12 protein-coding genes are annotated in these 14,481 nt (G+C 65.9%); 5 read left to right on the top strand and 7 right to left on the bottom strand.

The annotated features are described in order from the left end of the window. Positions 1 to 26: 26 nt before the first annotated feature. A complete protein-coding gene (locus XH96_RS35290) occupies positions 27 to 671 on the top strand; it encodes a YqgE/AlgH family protein (protein WP_194389921.1) in 645 nt (214 codons plus the stop codon). A gap of 167 nt (positions 672 to 838) precedes the next feature. On the opposite strand, the gene XH96_RS35285 is transcribed toward XH96_RS35290, so the two are convergent. Together XH96_RS35285 and XH96_RS35280 are read right to left on the bottom strand one after the other, a co-directional pair. Beyond that, positions 839 to 1,726 (bottom strand): TauD/TfdA family dioxygenase, encoded by an 888-nt coding sequence (locus XH96_RS35285; protein ID WP_194389920.1) that lies wholly within the window; start codon positions 1,724 to 1,726, stop codon positions 839 to 841. A gap of 98 nt (positions 1,727 to 1,824) precedes the next feature. Further along, on the bottom strand, positions 1,825 to 2,604 hold the full coding sequence (locus XH96_RS35280; RefSeq protein ID WP_194389919.1) for an SDR family NAD(P)-dependent oxidoreductase: 780 nt from the start codon (positions 2,602 to 2,604) through the stop codon (positions 1,825 to 1,827). Positions 2,605 to 2,703: 99 nt separating this feature from the next. On the opposite strand from XH96_RS35280, the gene XH96_RS35275 reads away from it, so the two are divergent. Beyond that, entirely contained in the window at positions 2,704 to 3,441 is a 738-nt protein-coding gene (locus XH96_RS35275) for an SDR family NAD(P)-dependent oxidoreductase (protein ID WP_194389918.1), read from the top strand. Positions 3,442 to 3,502: 61 nt separating this feature from the next. After that, positions 3,503 to 3,871, top strand: coding sequence for a CsbD family protein (locus XH96_RS35270; RefSeq protein ID WP_131871924.1), 369 nt, complete (start codon positions 3,503 to 3,505; stop codon positions 3,869 to 3,871). A gap of 76 nt (positions 3,872 to 3,947) precedes the next feature. On the opposite strand, the gene XH96_RS35265 is transcribed toward XH96_RS35270, so the two are convergent. Next, positions 3,948 to 5,660: an SGNH family hydrolase gene (locus XH96_RS35265; RefSeq protein ID WP_194389917.1), complete on the bottom strand. Its 1,713-nt coding sequence runs from the start codon at positions 5,658 to 5,660 to the stop codon at positions 3,948 to 3,950. Positions 5,661 to 5,828: 168 nt separating this feature from the next. Next, positions 5,829 to 7,214, bottom strand: a complete 1,386-nt coding sequence (locus XH96_RS35260; protein WP_194389916.1) for a lytic murein transglycosylase — start codon at positions 7,212 to 7,214, stop codon at positions 5,829 to 5,831. A 204-nt stretch (positions 7,215 to 7,418) separates the two neighbouring features. Between XH96_RS35260 and XH96_RS35255 the strand changes: the two genes are divergently transcribed. Further along, the gene (locus XH96_RS35255) at positions 7,419 to 8,297 is read left to right on the top strand and encodes a UTP--glucose-1-phosphate uridylyltransferase (protein ID WP_194389915.1); all 879 of its coding nucleotides are present in this window, start codon (positions 7,419 to 7,421) and stop codon (positions 8,295 to 8,297) included. Positions 8,298 to 8,360: 63 nt separating this feature from the next. On the opposite strand, the gene XH96_RS35250 is transcribed toward XH96_RS35255, so the two are convergent. Beyond that, a complete protein-coding gene (locus XH96_RS35250) occupies positions 8,361 to 9,857 on the bottom strand; it encodes a diguanylate cyclase (RefSeq protein WP_194389914.1) in 1,497 nt (498 codons plus the stop codon). 144 nt (positions 9,858 to 10,001) lie between these two features. Between XH96_RS35250 and XH96_RS35245 the strand changes: the two genes are divergently transcribed. Next, a complete protein-coding gene (locus XH96_RS35245) occupies positions 10,002 to 10,265 on the top strand; it encodes a hypothetical protein (protein ID WP_194389913.1) in 264 nt (87 codons plus the stop codon). A gap of 183 nt (positions 10,266 to 10,448) precedes the next feature. On the opposite strand, the gene XH96_RS35240 is transcribed toward XH96_RS35245, so the two are convergent. Beyond that, on the bottom strand, positions 10,449 to 13,325 hold the full coding sequence (locus XH96_RS35240) for an EAL domain-containing protein (RefSeq protein ID WP_061880935.1): 2,877 nt from the start codon (positions 13,323 to 13,325) through the stop codon (positions 10,449 to 10,451). 151 nt (positions 13,326 to 13,476) lie between these two features. Beyond that, positions 13,477 to 14,475 carry an NAD(P)H-quinone oxidoreductase gene (locus XH96_RS35235; protein ID WP_194389912.1) on the bottom strand — a complete coding sequence of 333 codons (999 nt, stop codon included), beginning with the start codon at positions 14,473 to 14,475 and terminating at the stop codon, positions 13,477 to 13,479. Between the last annotated feature and the right edge of the window lie 6 nt (positions 14,476 to 14,481).

Genomic DNA, 14,481 nt, shown 5'->3' with positions numbered 1-14,481 from the left:
GGAATTGAAACCGGAGTGCTTCACCGATGGCTCCCACAGGCAAGAGGACGGGCGAAGGCACCCGCAGCTCGGGCCCCGCACTGCCCAATTCGGCCGGTTATCTCGACGGCCGGCTCCTGATTGCGATGCCCGTGATGGGCGATTCCCGCTTCGAGCGGTCGGTGATCTATCTCTGCGCCCATTCGGCCGAGGGAGCGATGGGCATCATCGTGAACCACCCCGCCGGCAGCATCGACTTCCCCGAGCTGTTGCAGCAGCTCGGCATCATCAGGAAGGGCGAGCACATCAAGCTGCCGGAGAATGCCGAAAGCATGAAGGTGCTGCGGGGCGGACCGGTCGACACCGGCCGCGGCTTCGTTCTGCATTCCAGCGACTTCTACATCGAGAATGCGACGCTGCGGATCGATGATGGCGTCTGCCTCACCGCGACCGTCGATATCCTGCGCGCGATCGCCAACGGCTCCGGCCCTAAGCACGCCATCCTCGCGCTCGGCTATGCCGGCTGGGCGCCGGGACAGCTCGAGACGGAGATCCAGAGCAACGGCTGGCTGCATTGCGATGCGGATGCGGATCTGATCTTCGGCGACGACGTCGACGACAAGTACAACCGCGCTTTGCAGAAGATCGGCATCGATCCCGGCATGCTCTCGAACGAGGCAGGGCACGCGTAGCGTTAGTGCTTCGCTGTATTCGTCTCACCTATCCCTGTCGTCGCCCGGGTTGACCGGGCGAGTCAGTACGCCGCAGCCTCTCGGTTCGATCGCGGCCGTCTCCGGAATACTGGATCGCCCGATCAAGCCGGGCGACGACACCGGTTGCTGAGCAGCGCTGTGCCTCGCTATTCTGCCGCCTGCTGCTGCACCGTCGGCTCGGTTCCCGCCACCGTCGCGCGGCGCATGTCGCGGGGCTGGGACTGGTCGTAGCGGCGGACGCGGTGCATGGTCTGGCGGTTGTCCCACATCACGAGGTCATGCAGCTTCCATTTATGCACGTAGACGAATTCCGGCTGCGTCGCATGCTCGTTCAGGTCGCGCAGCAGCAAGCGGCCCTCGGGCACGCTCATGCCGACGACCTTGCCGGCATGCGATGAGAGATACAGCGACTTGCGGCGATGGACGGGATGGGTCCGCACCAGCCGTTGCAGCACCGGCTTGAACATCTCCTTCTCCTCGTCGGTGTATTCGGTGAAGCCGAGCGATCCCCGCGAATACATCAGCGAGTGCTCGCAGACGAGGTCCTCGATCTCCGTCTTGGTCTCGTCGTCGAGTGCGTCATAGGCCGCGCGCATGTCGGCGAATTCGGTGTTGCCGCCCTTCGGGTTCACCACGCGCGCCGACAAAAGCGAGAATTTTGCCGGGATGGGACGGAACGAGCTGTCGGAGTGCCAGAGGCAGTTGCCGAGATTGAACAGATGCGCGCGGCTGTCCTTCGCCAGCGGCTTGCCGTCCTTGCCGAGATTTGAGACGTCGTTCAGGCCGGATTGCAGCCGGTAGTCCTTCTCCTTGGTCACGGTGCCGCCGCGCGCGTCCTCGCGCTGGCCGAAATTCAGCGCGAAAGCCATCTGCTGCTCGTCGTTGATGTCCTGGTCGTGGAAAACCAGCACCGCATATTTGTCCATGGCCGCCTCGACCTGGCGCGCTTCATCCGGTGTGAGCGGCTTTCGCAAGTCGAGGCCGGAAACTTCGCCGACAAAATGCTTCTGAAGCTGCCGGATGGCGATCGTCATGACGTTCTCTCCCGCGGGTCGCGAGCGGTTACCTCCGCTCTGTTGACGAAAAAGCTACTCCCGCGTCAGTCGTTGTCAACGCTTCGAGCGCATGGCTCTCACGCGTTGCGCGCCATCAGCCCGCCATCGACCGGGATCACCGCGCCGGTGAGGAACGATGCCGCCGGAAGGCACAGGCTCAGCGTCATATGCGCGACCTCTTCAGGATCGCCATAGCGGCCGAGTGCGGTGCGGCGCTTGGCGTAGATGGTCTTGTGCTCCTCGGAGATGCGGTCGGTGATGGCGGTGCGGATCGGGCCGGGGCAGATGCAGTTGACGGTGATGCCCTCGCGGCCGAGCTCCACCGCCAGCGAGCGGGTGAGGCTCGCAACGCCGCCCTTGGCTGCCGAATACGGGCTGTGCAATGCGGTGGCCCCGAGCGCTTCGGTCGAGGCGATGTTGACGATGCGCGGGCTCTTCGACTTGCGCAAGTGCGGCAGCGCAGCACGGATGATGCGCGGATGCGCCGTCAGCATCACGGCGATGCCCCGGGCCCAGGCGTCCTCATAGGCCTCGTCGTCGATGGCGACACGCACGGAGATGCCGGCATTGTTGACGACGATGTCGATTGCCCCGAAATGCGCGGCGACATCGCCGACCACGCGCTTGATCTCGCCGCCGTCGGCGACGTCGAGCTTCCACGCCCTTGCTGAGCCACCGCTCGCCGCAATCTCCCTGGCGACAGCATGCGCGCCCTGCTCGTCGAAATCCGTGACGGCGACGTTGGCCCCCTCGGCGGCGAACACGCGCGCCGTCGCGCGTCCCATGCCGCTGGCCGCGCCGGTGACGAGAACCGTGAGGCCCTTCACGGACCGGCTGAGCTCCCTGGAGTCGGACATGCTGTTTTCCTCGCGGCTGTGCTTGTTCTTGTTGTGATTGACAAGGCTGGCATCGATCCGCAGACAGGTCAAACAAGCAAGACGAAAGGGGAGGCCGCGATGGCGAACGAACTCGATTTCTCGGGCAAGCAGGTGCTGGTGGTCGGCGGTTCCAGCGGCATCGGCAACGGCATCGCGCAGGCTTTTCGCACGAGAGGCGCGCATGTCGCGGTTTGCGGCACGCGTGCTCGGCCTGCGGAATATTCCATCGAGGAAGGCTCCGATCTCACGGGGCTCGCTTATGCCCAGCTCGACGTCGGCAATGCCGGAGCGATCGAGGCGTTCAAGCCGTCCTTCGACAGGCTCGATGTGCTCGTGCTCGCGCAGGGCGCGGTGCTCTATCGCCGCGGCGAGTTCGAGATGGCCGGCTTTCGCAAGGTGGTCGAGGTCAACCTGATGAGCCTGATGGCCTGCGCGACGCGCTTCCATTCCATGTTGCGGGATTCAAAGGGCTCGCTGATCATCGTATCCTCGACCGCGGCCTATCATTCCACCATGGGCAATCCCGCCTACAATGCGTCGAAGACCGGCGCGGTCGGATTGACGCGGACGCTGGGCGAGGCCTGGGCCGAGGACGGCATCCGCGTCAACGGCATCGCGCCGGGGCTTGTCGACACCAAGATGACGAAGGTGACGACCGACAATCCGAAGCGGCTCGAAGGCGCGCTCGCGCGCATCCCGCTGCGGCGATTGGGCACGCCGGCCGACATGGCGGGCGCGGCGCTGTTCCTGGCCTCGCCGCTGTCGTCCTACATCATCGGCCAGACGCTGGTGGTCGATGGCGGTCTCATTCTCTGATCCCGTGGAACTGCACTGCTCCTGATCGGTTACTTGGGCTGACCCCCCGAGGAGGAGCAACATGGATACGGATCGGATTGTCGGATCGGCCAAGGAATATGCCGGCCGCGCGGAAGGCGCGATCGGAGACATCGCAGGCGATGCGAAGACGCAGGCGTCGGGCAAGGCGCGGGAAGCTGCAGGCACGGTGCAGAATCTCTACGGCCAGGCCAAGGATGCGGTGCGTGACGCCACGGACACCGCCGCGGGCTATGCCAAGGACGCCTACGAGAACAGCGGCGAGACCTTCCGCGACGGCTCGAAGGCGATCGCGCAGAAGGTGCAGGACAACCCGCTTGGCGCGCTGCTGGTCGCCGGCGGCATCGGCTTCGCGCTCGCGCTCCTAATGTCGCGACCCGCGCGCCGCCCGCCGCCGCGTTGGCGCTACTAAGGCCGAGCCAATACCACGTCGTTCCGGGGCTCGCGCCGCGTGCGCCCCGGAACGACATCTCAATCAGCAAGGCAGATTACCGGAACATCTCCGCCGCGCGCCCGACATTGGCAGGCGGGCGCGGAATCCCTGGATTGGAATTCGGATTGCGCGGCCCCGGGGCCGGCGTCCATTGGCGCGGTTGCGGAGAGCCGAAGCCGAAGCCGAAGCCGAAGAAATCCCGGCCAGCCGGCGTCGCCTGGGCCGGCTGCTGCGGCGGGACCTGCGGCTTCTTCGGCGCGAGCTTCGGCGGCGCGATCACCGCGGCCGCTCCCGGCGCCGCCTGAGCCGTGCCGCCGTCGGGCGTCGTTGCGGCCATCGGCGTATCGCCCTTGGCCTGCTCACGGCCGACTTCCCGGCGCGGCCAGGCATAATCGTCGGCGCGGCCGGCCGGTGCCGCCAGCGGTTCACCCTTCACCATGGTCTTGGCTGCGAGCGCATCGACGGCGGCTGGACGCGTGCCCGGCCCGCCCAGCAATTGATCGGTCGAAATCGAGGCTGCAACCAGCGGCACGATCGGCCCCGCCAGCGGCCGCGGCGCGGGCTTGCCCGGCTCGGCGCTGGTATCGGGGGTGGCAGGCTCGCTCGGCAGCGCGATCGGGCCGGAGCGTCCCGCAAGCAGGCGCGTGATCTCGCGCTCGACATAATGCGCGAGCTTGCGCGCGCCGGCCTTGGTGAAATAGACGCCGTCGGAGCTGCGGAGCTGACGGATCTGGCCTTCGAAGTCCGGGCCCTTCTGGAGGAAGCGGCCGGCTTCGTCGACGAAGCCGTCCCACACGTCGACATAGGTGATGCCGGCCTTGGCCGCGCCCTCACGGTACAGCGAATCCAGGAACAGCGTGTCAGCGGTGCCCTTCGTTCCGCGAACTGCGGGCAGGCCGACCCAGAGCACCGGCACGCCCTTGGCCTTGAGGATGTTGGCGAGCTCCTCGATCTTCTTGCCGTAGAGCTCGACCCAGCGGTCGTCGCGGAATTCGTAGAGGCCGTTCGGGTTGCGCGCAGTCTTCTCCGGCGCGGCCGCGGGCGTATCGGCATTGTCGGCATCGTCCTGCGGCAGATCGGCATCGGCAGGCTTGTCGTCCGGCTTGGCGGCGGCGGTGTCGCCGGGCTTGGTCTCGCCCGGCTTTGCTGGCGGCTTGGCGCGCGCCCCTTTGTCGTTCTTCTTGTCCTTGTCCTTGTCCTTGTCCGTGGCCGCCTTGTCGGCGACGGGCTCGCGGATCGCGGAGCGGTCGTTGAGGCCGAGCATGACGACGATCACGTCGGGCTTCTCGGTCTCGAGAATGCCCCTGGCCGCCGCCGCCCAGTCCGCGGGCTCACCCTTCGGCTGATACTTGATGAGGCCCGACGTGGTCTTGTGCTTGCGGATCACGCCCATGTCGGGCTGCTCGCTGTAGGCGTCTTCCAGGCCGTAAGCGAGCCAGTCGGCCATGGCATCGCCGATCACCAGCACGTTCTTCTCAGGAATGGTGTCGCGTTTCGCCGGCGCCGGCGCGCGCGAAAAATCCTGACGCGGCGCCTGCGGCTGTTGCGGCGGGTACGGTGCGAAGAAGTCGCCGCCGAACCATCCGCCGCCTCCGCCGCCGCCCCGTGGTGGCGGAGCCGCGCGCTGCGGCGGGCCGCCGAAACCGGGGAAGTTGAAGAACTGCGCCGAGGCAGGTCCTGCGACCGAGACCAGGATCGCAAGCGCCGTCCCCAGCGCGATCAACGGGCCGGTCTCGGTCAGCACCTTGAACAGGGACTTCTTCGACATGCGATCTCGGGCGCGCGCGAGGGGATTGGAAGCAGCTCGATATAATAACGGAATCAGGCCGCAAACGGGCAGATTCTCTTGCAGATTCTTCTCCATAGGCCGGGGAACGGCCGCCGGCGTCAAGGCCACCTGTCGAAAACCCGCCTCAGGGTTACTTTCGGCGCCATTTTACCGCCCGCGCAGCCGGTCCAGCACGTCCGATGAGGCGAATCCGTCGGCGGGGACGCCGATCGAGGCCTGGAAGTTGCGCAGGGCTTCCCGTGTCTGGCCGCCGAACTGGCCGTCCGGGGTCCCCTTGTAGAAGCCGCGCTGGGCCAGCAGCTGCTGCAGTTCCAGCCGCTCGGTGCGCGCCAGCTCCCGCTCCTGGCGCGGCCAGGGTTGCACGAAGGGCTGCCCTCCACGCAGGCGGTCGGCGAAATGGCCGATCGCCAGCGCATAGGCCTCGGCCGGGTTGTACCTCATGATGACGCGGTAGTTCTGCAGCATCAGGAAGCCCGGTCCCTGCGCGCCGGCCGGTGCCAGCAGATAGGCTTTCTCCGCCGGGTGCGGGAAGGGCTGCCCCGTCGCCCGCTTCAGCCCAAGCTTCTCCCATTGCGCGATCGTCATCGCCTTGGCGCGGTCGGCCAGCATGTAGTTGAAGCCCTGGGGCACCATGACCTCGTAGCCCCAGGTCTGGCCGGACTGCCAGCCGTCCTTCTTCAGGTTGTTGGCGGTGGAGGCGATCAGGTCGGTGGGATTGTCGACGACGTCGCGCCTGCCGTCGCCGTCGCCATCGACCGCGAAGCGCTTGAAGGCGGTCGGCATGAACTGGGTCGGGCCGAAGGCGCCGGCCCAGGAGCCGCGCAGCTGTTCAGGCCTGAGATCGCCGCGGTTGAGGATCTCCAGCGCGGAGAGGAACTCGTCCTTGAAATAGGCCTGGCGGCGGCCGATGCAGGCGAGCGTCGCGGTCGATTGCAGCACGCTGCGGTCGCCCATCTGCGTCGAGTAATTGGACTCGATGCCCCAGATCGAGGCGATGATGTAGCGGTCGACGCCGGTGGCCCGTTCGGTGGCGTCGAACTGCGCCTTGTACTTGACGAGAATTTCGCGGCCCTTGGCGAGGCGGTTGTCGTTCACCAGGATGTCGAGATAGTCCCAGATCGACTTGGTGAACTCCGGCTGCGAATCCATGAGGTCCATGATGCGCAGGTCGGGTGAGAGCCCGGCCGTGAAACGCTGGAAATTCTCCTGCGTGATGCCGCGCCGTGCGGCATCGGGCCACATCGCGGCGACGCAATTGCTGAAATTGCCGGCGGCCTCGCGGATCGCGGCGGCCGTCATCAACGGATGGCCCGAGGCGCCGTCCTCGCCGCTCCAAGGTTGAGCGCCGCCGGGGCCGGGAGGTGCTTGCGAAGGTGCCGGATTGGCGCCCGAGAAGATGCCGCCGAGCAGGTTGGACAGGCCGTTCTGCGCCTGGGCGTGCGCGCAGGCCGGCAGCAGCGAAGCGGCAGCGACCATCGCTGCGCCGGTCAGAAATCCCGCCCGTTTTGCCAGCCCTGCCATCGTTTGCATCATGTCCCACCCGTCGGTCTGAAAAATTCGCCACAGGAGGCCCGGTTAGCGTTGCCAATAGCTTAACAAAGGTGAAATTTTGGTGACGGCCTTTTTCTTAACTCTGACCGGGCGAGGCCCCACATCCGCCTTTGTTGGCGGCTGCAAACAAGCTAGCAAGAAGCCATTGCTCCCGTCACATGTGCCCCCAGGTATTCGATCAATCACATGAGAATTCGCAAAGCTGTATTCCCCGTCGCCGGCCTCGGCACCCGCGTCCTGCCTGCCACCAAGGCGATGCCGAAGGAAATGCTGACCATCGTCGACAAGCCGCTGATCCAGTACGTCTATGACGAGGCGAAGGAAGCCGGCATCGAGCACTTCATCTTCGTCACCGGCCGCAACAAAGGTGTCATCGAGGATCATTTCGACCGCATGTTCGAGCTCGACACGACGCTGGCCGCGCGTGGCAAGAAGGCCGAGCAGGACATCCTGGCGCAGAACCAGCCGGAAGCCGGCGCCGTCAGCTTCACACGGCAGCAGGCGCCGCTCGGCCTCGGCCACGCCGTCTGGTGCGCGCGCGACATCGTCGGCAACGAGCCGTTTGCCGTGGTGCTGCCCGACGAGCTCGTGCTCAACACGCCCGGCTGCCTGAAGCAGATGATCGAGATGGCATCCTCGCTTGGCGAGAAATCCAATCTGATTGCGGTCGAGGCGGTGCCCGATCACCTGACCCACCAATACGGCATCTGCGGCGTCGGCAAGCGCAACGGCAAGATGTTCGAGGTCGACGGCATGGTCGAGAAGCCGGCCAAGGGCACGGCGCCCTCCAATCTCTCGATCACCGGCCGCTACATCCTCCAGCCGGAGATATTCAAGATCCTGGAGACCCAGGAGCGCGGCGCCGGTGGCGAGATCCAGCTCACCGACGCCATGATCGGGCTCGCCAAGACGCAGAAATTCTACGGCGTCGAGTTCGAGGGCGAGCGCCATGATTGCGGCTCCAAGCCCGGCTTCCTGCGCGCCAACATCGCCTACGGCATGAAGCGCCCGGAACTGCGCGACGGGCTGATCGCCGAGATGAAGAAGTATCTGGGGCAGGAGTAGCTACAAACTCCGCTGTCGTCCCTGTCGTGTAGCGCGCGTCACCGTAATGGCGATGACCAAGCCTCACGCCACCCGCGACAGCTTCGGAACGTTGGCGACCACCGACTGGTTTCGCCCGGCAGCCTTTGCGGCATAGAGCGCCTTGTCGGCGGCGGCGACCAGGACCGGCCAGTCCATGCCGGCCGTGGGCACGAGGCTGGCGATGCCGCAGGAGACCGTCGAGGCCGCCTGATCGTCGGACCAGCCCTGCACCTTGAGGCGGATCTTCTCGGCGACCTTGAAGGCGTCGTCGGCCGAGGTGTTCGGCAGCAATACGGCGAATTCCTCGCCGCCGTAGCGCGCGGCGCAGTCGCCGGCGCGGCTCACGGAATCTGAAATGCAGATGGCGATGCCGACCAGCACCTGGTCGCCCGCCTGATGGCCGAACGTGTCGTTGTAGGCCTTGAAATGATCGGCATCGATCATGAGGAGCGCGAGCGGCGCCTTCTGGCGCATGGCGCGTCGCCATTCGACGTCGATGACGGAATCGAACTTGCGGCGGTTCCTCAGCCCCGTGAGCGCATCCGTCGTCGCCATCTCCTCGAGCTTGCGTTCGGCCTCGGCGCGCCGTCCGATCTCGCGCGCGAGCACGAGCGTCGATCCCAGCACGAACAGCGCGAGTGCCAGCACCACGGCGCCGATGCGGAACGCCTCCCTCTGCCAGAGTGCGAACACTGCGGCCAGGGGCTTGCCCGCCACCACGAACAGCGGTCCGCTGTCGCCGCTGCGGACATAGAGCCGCGGCGTCGGATCGACCGGGCCCTGTCCGGAATAGGAGGCACCGGCCGGGAGACTGTCGGCCTTCCAGCTTCGGCGGTCGTTCAGGTTCGTGCCGATGATGTCGAGATCGAACGGCCGCCGCATCATGATGGTGCGGTCGCGCTTGAGCACGGTGATGGTGTCTTCAGGGTCCAGGTTCAGCCGCTCGAACAATTCGTGGAAATAGCTGAAGCGGATCGAGCCGGCGACGACGCCGAGGAAGCCGCCGTCGGTATCGCTGATGCGCCGACTCAGCACGATGGAATAGGCGCCGCGGAACAGCATCGGGCGGCTGATGAAGAGCCCGGCTCCGGGATTGTCGCGGTGGACCGTGAAATAGTCCTCCTCGCTCCGGTTCTCGGCGACGGGATCGAGCGTGGAAGCGTCGATGATCAGCCGGCCCTCGGCATCGAATACCTGGATGGCGCCGAAATGCCGGGCCGTCGTCGCGTGGTCGAACAGGATCAGGTGGCGGATCGTCTTGGAGACCGTTGCGAGCTCGGGCAGCAGCATGTTGCTGGCGACCGCCTTCAGCGACAGGTCGTAGATCTCGATGTTGCGGCCGATGTCGGACTCGATGGTGGTTGCGAGGTTCTCCAGCGTCTGGCGAGCGAGCGCCTCCTCGCCGCGGCGCATGTCCAGCATCACATTGACGCAGACGGCCGAGAAGCCGATCACCGTCACTACGGACGAGATGATCAGCAGCTTCGCCGAAATCCGCCACGGCCGCCGGGCCGTGATTCCGCGCCATCCAAAGGGCATCGCTCGCTCCCGCTACCAGTGGATGCGCCCGAAAGCTTGCGTAGTGTTTAAGGCAGGACGGCGCCACCGCAATGAGTTAAGAATCGGTGTATGGGTCGAACGGTTTTTGGCAGATCGGACGGGACTTCGGACGAGAGGACGCTTGTGAACGACTACGACGCGTTGCGCGACTATCTGATGCGGCAGAAGCAGGAGGAGTTCGTGCTGAGCTTCGAGCAGATCGAGGAGATCATCGGCGCCGCGCTGCCGCGCGCGGCCCATCGTGCCTCCTGGTGGGACAGCCTGCGCAGCCCCGACATCCAGATGCCGCAACGCGAAGCCTGCCTCGCCGCTGGGTTCGTGGCGACGCGGATGCCGGACGGTGCGAGCGTGCGGTTTACAAAGCGGAAGAACGATAGGCGGCGATGATGTTTATGGGGCGCGCTCTTCCCCTCTCCCCTTGTGGGAGAGGGTGGCTCGCCGCGTAGCGGCGAGACGGGTGTGGGGTCTCTCTCCGCGAGCGAACCTCTCACATCTGAATACGCGGACAGAACCCCTCATCCGGCGCTTCGCGCCACCTTCTCCCACAAGGGGAGAAGGGAAGAAGAGAATCTAGCTCGCCGCTTCCAGCCGCACTTCCGTCAGCAGGCGCATCGCCGCGTCGGCGTCCATCGGCTCGCCGAAGGCGAAGCCTTGCGCGTATTCGCAGCCCATCTGGTAGAGTTCGACCGCGTCGGAATCGGTCTCGGCGCCCTCAGCCACCACGTCCATGCCGAGATCGTGCGCGAGCGCGATGATCGACTTCAGGATCACCGGGCGGGTGCCGCGGCTGGTGGTGCGAACGAAGGACTGGTCGATCTTGATGGTGTCGAACGGGAAACGCTGGAGATAGGCCAGCGAAGAATGGCCGGTGCCGAAATCGTCGAGCGAGAGCCCGGTGCCGAGCTCGCGGATCCGCGTCAGCATCTGCGCCGCGTGCTCCGGATTCTCCATCACCAGCGATTCCGTCAGCTCCAGCTTCAGCGTGCCGCGCGCCACCGAGGAGCGCGACAGCACCGTGCGGATGTCGTGGATGAGATCGTGGCGCAGCAACTGCCGTGAGGAGACGTTGACGGAGGCGAAGATCGGGTCGCGCGAGCGCATCGCGCGCTGCCACACCGAGAGCTGCTTTGCAGTCTGGTCGAGCACGAACATGCCGAGGTCGACGATCAGCCCGGTCTCTTCGGCGATGGTGATGAATTCCGACGGCGCCATGCGGCCGAGCTTCGGGTGATCCCAGCGCGCCAGGGCTTCGAAGCCGGCGATCGAACGATCCTCCAGCCGCACGATCGGCTGATAAAGGATGGTGATCTCCTGCCGCTCGATGGCGCGGCGCAATTCGCTCTCCAGCGTCAGCCGGTCCGTCTTCCGCGCACGCATGGCGGGCTTGTAGACGTCGATGCGGTCGCCGCCGATGCGCTTGGAATGGTACATCGCCAGCTCGGCGTCCTTGATGATCTCGTCCGTCAATTGCGTTTGCGGATCCGAGAGCGCCAGCCCGATCGAGGCCGTCAGGAAGATCTCGCGGTCGTTGAAGGCGATCGGCGCGCGGATGGTCTTGCGGATGGTCTCGGCGAAGGCGGTGATGCGCGCCGGGTCCTGTTCGGACAGCAGGATCAGGCCGAACTGGTCGCCGGCGAGCCGCGCCAGCGTGTCCTGCGGCTTCAGGATGCGGGTGAGGCGGCGGGCGAGGGTGAGCAGGATGGAATCGCCGACCGCGATGCCGACGGAATCGTTGACCTGCTTGAAGCGGTCGAGATCGATCACCATCAGCGTCGGCCGCAGCGTCGGCATGGTCTTGGCGAAGTTGGCGACAGCACCCAGCCGGTCCATGAACAGCTTGCGGTTGGGCAGGCCGGTGAGGTTGTCGTGCACGGAATCGTGCAGCAGGCGTTCCTCGGCGTTGCGGAGCTCGGTGACGTCGGTGAGCGTGCCGACGACGCGCGAGACCTCGCCGTCGGAGCCGACCACCGGGCGGGCCTTCAGCGCGAACCACATGAAATGTCCGTCCGGCGTGCGCAGGCGGAAATCCTGCACCAACCGGCCGCGGCGCTGGTCGAGCACGCTGTCGAGCGCGGCGCGGAAACGGTCCTGGTCGAGCGGATGCAGCACCTCTAACCAGGACGCCGCGGGGCCTTCCAGCGTGCCGCGCTTGAGTCCGAGCAGGGCTTCGGTTTCCGGGCTGGTGAACACCTTGTCGGCGGACACGTCCCAATCCCAGATCAGATCGCCGGAGCCGGCGAGCGCCAGCGCCCGCCGCTCGATGTCGGAGACGATGCCGGTGGTGGCGCCGCCGCCGGCGAAGGCGTGCTGCATCACCGTGAATCCGATCAACATCACGATCAGCACAAGGCCGCCGAGCAGGGCCGGGCCGACGATGTCGTTGGTGACGGAACCCGCGACGGTCATGCCGGCCGCGACCACCCAGACCACCAGCAGGAACCAGGTCGGGATCAACAGCACCGCGCGGTCGAAGCCGTGTGTGGAGAGATAGACGATCAGCGCAAAGCCGGCGAAGGCGATCAGCACCAGCGAAATGCGGGCGATGCCCGAGGCCACCGCCGGATCGAACAAGGCCAGCGCGACGAGCGAGCCGAGGAAGGCGAGCCAGCCGATCGTGATGTGGGAATAGCGCACGTGCCAGCGGCTGAGATTGAGGTACGCGAACAGGAACACCAGCAGCGTGGCCGCAAGGATGGCCTCGCCCGCCGCGCGCCAGATGCGCTCGGCGTTGTTCGACATGTCGAGCACCTTGCCCCAGAAGCCGAAATCGACGCCGATATAGACCAGCACCGCCCAGGCCAGCGCTGCTGCGGCCGGGAACATGATGCTACCCTTGACGACGAACAGGATGGTCAGCACCAGCGCGAGCAGGCCGGAAATGCCGATCACGATGCCCTGGTAGAGCGTGAAGGAATTGACCTTGTCCTTGTAGGATTCCGGTTCCCACAGATAGAGCTGCGGCAGCTTGTCGGTGCGCAACTCCGCGACGAAGGTGACGACGGCACCGGGGTCGAGCGTGATGCGGAACACGTCGGCGGTGGCGCTTTCCTGGCGCTCGGGCCGGTCGCCGATCGAGGGCGTGATGGTCGCGATGCGCGACAGGCCGAGGTCGGGCCACAGCAGCCCCGAGGAGACGATGCGATAATGCGGGGCGACGATCAGGCGGTCGAGCTGGTCGTCGGTGTTGTTGGCGAGCGCGAACACCACCCAGTTCTGCCCGCCTTCGCGAGCGCGCACCTCGATGCGGCGGACGATGCCGTCGGTGCCGGGTGCGGTGGAGACCTGGATGCGATCGGCATCGCTGCGCTGATGCTCGAGCACGCCGGTGAGGTCGATCGCGGGCGCGTCGCTGCGGACGCTGACGGCGTCCAGCGCGCGCGCGGGATACGCGGCGACAAGAATCATGAGGCCCAGCGCGATGGGCGCGAGGCACCTGATCAGACGCAAGGTCAGTTCTCCGCGTTCGACGCAAACTCTGAGTGCAAGGCGAATCTAGAAGGCGATTCAAACCGGACCGAAGTGGTTCGGCGCGTCGCGATAGATGCCACGAAAGCGAGGAAAATCAAAGGGTTTCCAGCCTGGCCTGTGGGCCGGCGGCCTAGGCCTCCAACACAATTTTGCCAATATGTGCGCTGGTTTCCATGCGCCGGTGGGCATCCGCCGCCTTTTCCAGCGGGAAAGCGCTGTCCATGACCGGCTTGATGCGGCCTTCGCGCAGAAGCGGCATCACTTTCGCCTCGATTGCGGTCACCATCGCCGCCTTGTCCGCATTAGTACGGGGGCGCAGTGTCGAGCCGGTGTGGGTCAGGCGCTTGACCATCACCTTGGCGATGTTGACGCTGACCTTGGGGCCGTTGAGGGTGGCGATCTGGACGATGCGGCCGTCGACCGCCGCGGCATCATAGTTGCGGTCGACATAGTCGCCGGCAACCATGTCCAGGATCAGGTTGACGCCAATGTTGTTGGTCTCGGCCTTGACCACGGCGACGAAGTCTTCGGTCTTGTAATTGATGGCGCGGTCGGCGCCCAGCTTGAGGCAGGCATCGATCTTGTCCTGCGATCCCACGGTGACGAACACCTTGGCGCCGAATGCCTTCGCAAGCTGGATCGCCATGGTGCCGATGCCGGAGGAGCCGCCATGGATCAGCAGCGTCTCGCCGGCCTTGAGGCCGCCGCGCTCGAACACGTTGTGCCAGACCGTCATCAAGGTTTCCGGCAGCGCGCCGGCTTCCTTGATCGACAAGGCCGGCGGCACGCTCATCGCCTGGGCATCCTGGGCAATGCAGTACTGCGCATAGCCGCCGCCGGCGACCAGCGACATCACCTTGTCGCCAACCTTGTGTCGCCTGGCATTGCTGCCGACCGCGACCACCTCGCCCGCAATCTCGAGGCCCGGCAAGTCGCTGGCGCCGGGCGGCGGCGGATAGGCGCCGGAGCGCTGCGCGACGTCAGGCCGGTTCACGCCCGCGGCTTCGACCTTGACCAGGATCTCGTCCGGACCGGGCTGCGGAACGGGGCGTTGTTCCGGCACCAGCACCTCCGGTCCGCCGGGTTTGGAGATGGCGATCACGGTCATTTGCGCGGGCAGCTTGTCCATGATGTG

The organism is Bradyrhizobium sp. CCBAU 51765 (assembly GCF_015291725.1).
GTDB classification, from domain to species: domain Bacteria; phylum Pseudomonadota; class Alphaproteobacteria; order Rhizobiales; family Xanthobacteraceae; genus Bradyrhizobium; species Bradyrhizobium liaoningense.
Note: the sequence above shows the minus strand (reverse complement) of the source record. Positions and strands in the feature narration are given on the sequence as shown.

What these genes read in the sequence shown, in the direction of transcription:
- XH96_RS35290 (WP_194389921.1), top strand. Translation starts at nt 27, where the DNA reads ATGGCTCCCACAGGCAAGAGGACGGGCGAAGGCACCCGCAGCTCGGGC.
- XH96_RS35285 (WP_194389920.1), bottom strand. Translation starts at nt 1,726, where the DNA reads ATGACGATCGCCATCCGGCAGCTTCAGAAGCATTTTGTCGGCGAAGTT.
- XH96_RS35280 (WP_194389919.1), bottom strand. Translation starts at nt 2,604, where the DNA reads ATGTCCGACTCCAGGGAGCTCAGCCGGTCCGTGAAGGGCCTCACGGTT.
- XH96_RS35275 (WP_194389918.1), top strand. Translation starts at nt 2,704, where the DNA reads ATGGCGAACGAACTCGATTTCTCGGGCAAGCAGGTGCTGGTGGTCGGC.
- XH96_RS35270 (WP_131871924.1), top strand. Translation starts at nt 3,503, where the DNA reads ATGGATACGGATCGGATTGTCGGATCGGCCAAGGAATATGCCGGCCGC.
- XH96_RS35265 (WP_194389917.1), bottom strand. Translation starts at nt 5,660, where the DNA reads ATGTCGAAGAAGTCCCTGTTCAAGGTGCTGACCGAGACCGGCCCGTTG.
- XH96_RS35260 (WP_194389916.1), bottom strand. Translation starts at nt 7,214, where the DNA reads ATGATGCAAACGATGGCAGGGCTGGCAAAACGGGCGGGATTTCTGACC.
- XH96_RS35255 (WP_194389915.1), top strand. Translation starts at nt 7,419, where the DNA reads ATGAGAATTCGCAAAGCTGTATTCCCCGTCGCCGGCCTCGGCACCCGC.
- XH96_RS35250 (WP_194389914.1), bottom strand. Translation starts at nt 9,857, where the DNA reads ATGCCCTTTGGATGGCGCGGAATCACGGCCCGGCGGCCGTGGCGGATT.
- XH96_RS35235 (WP_194389912.1), bottom strand. Translation starts at nt 14,475, where the DNA reads ATGGACAAGCTGCCCGCGCAAATGACCGTGATCGCCATCTCCAAACCC.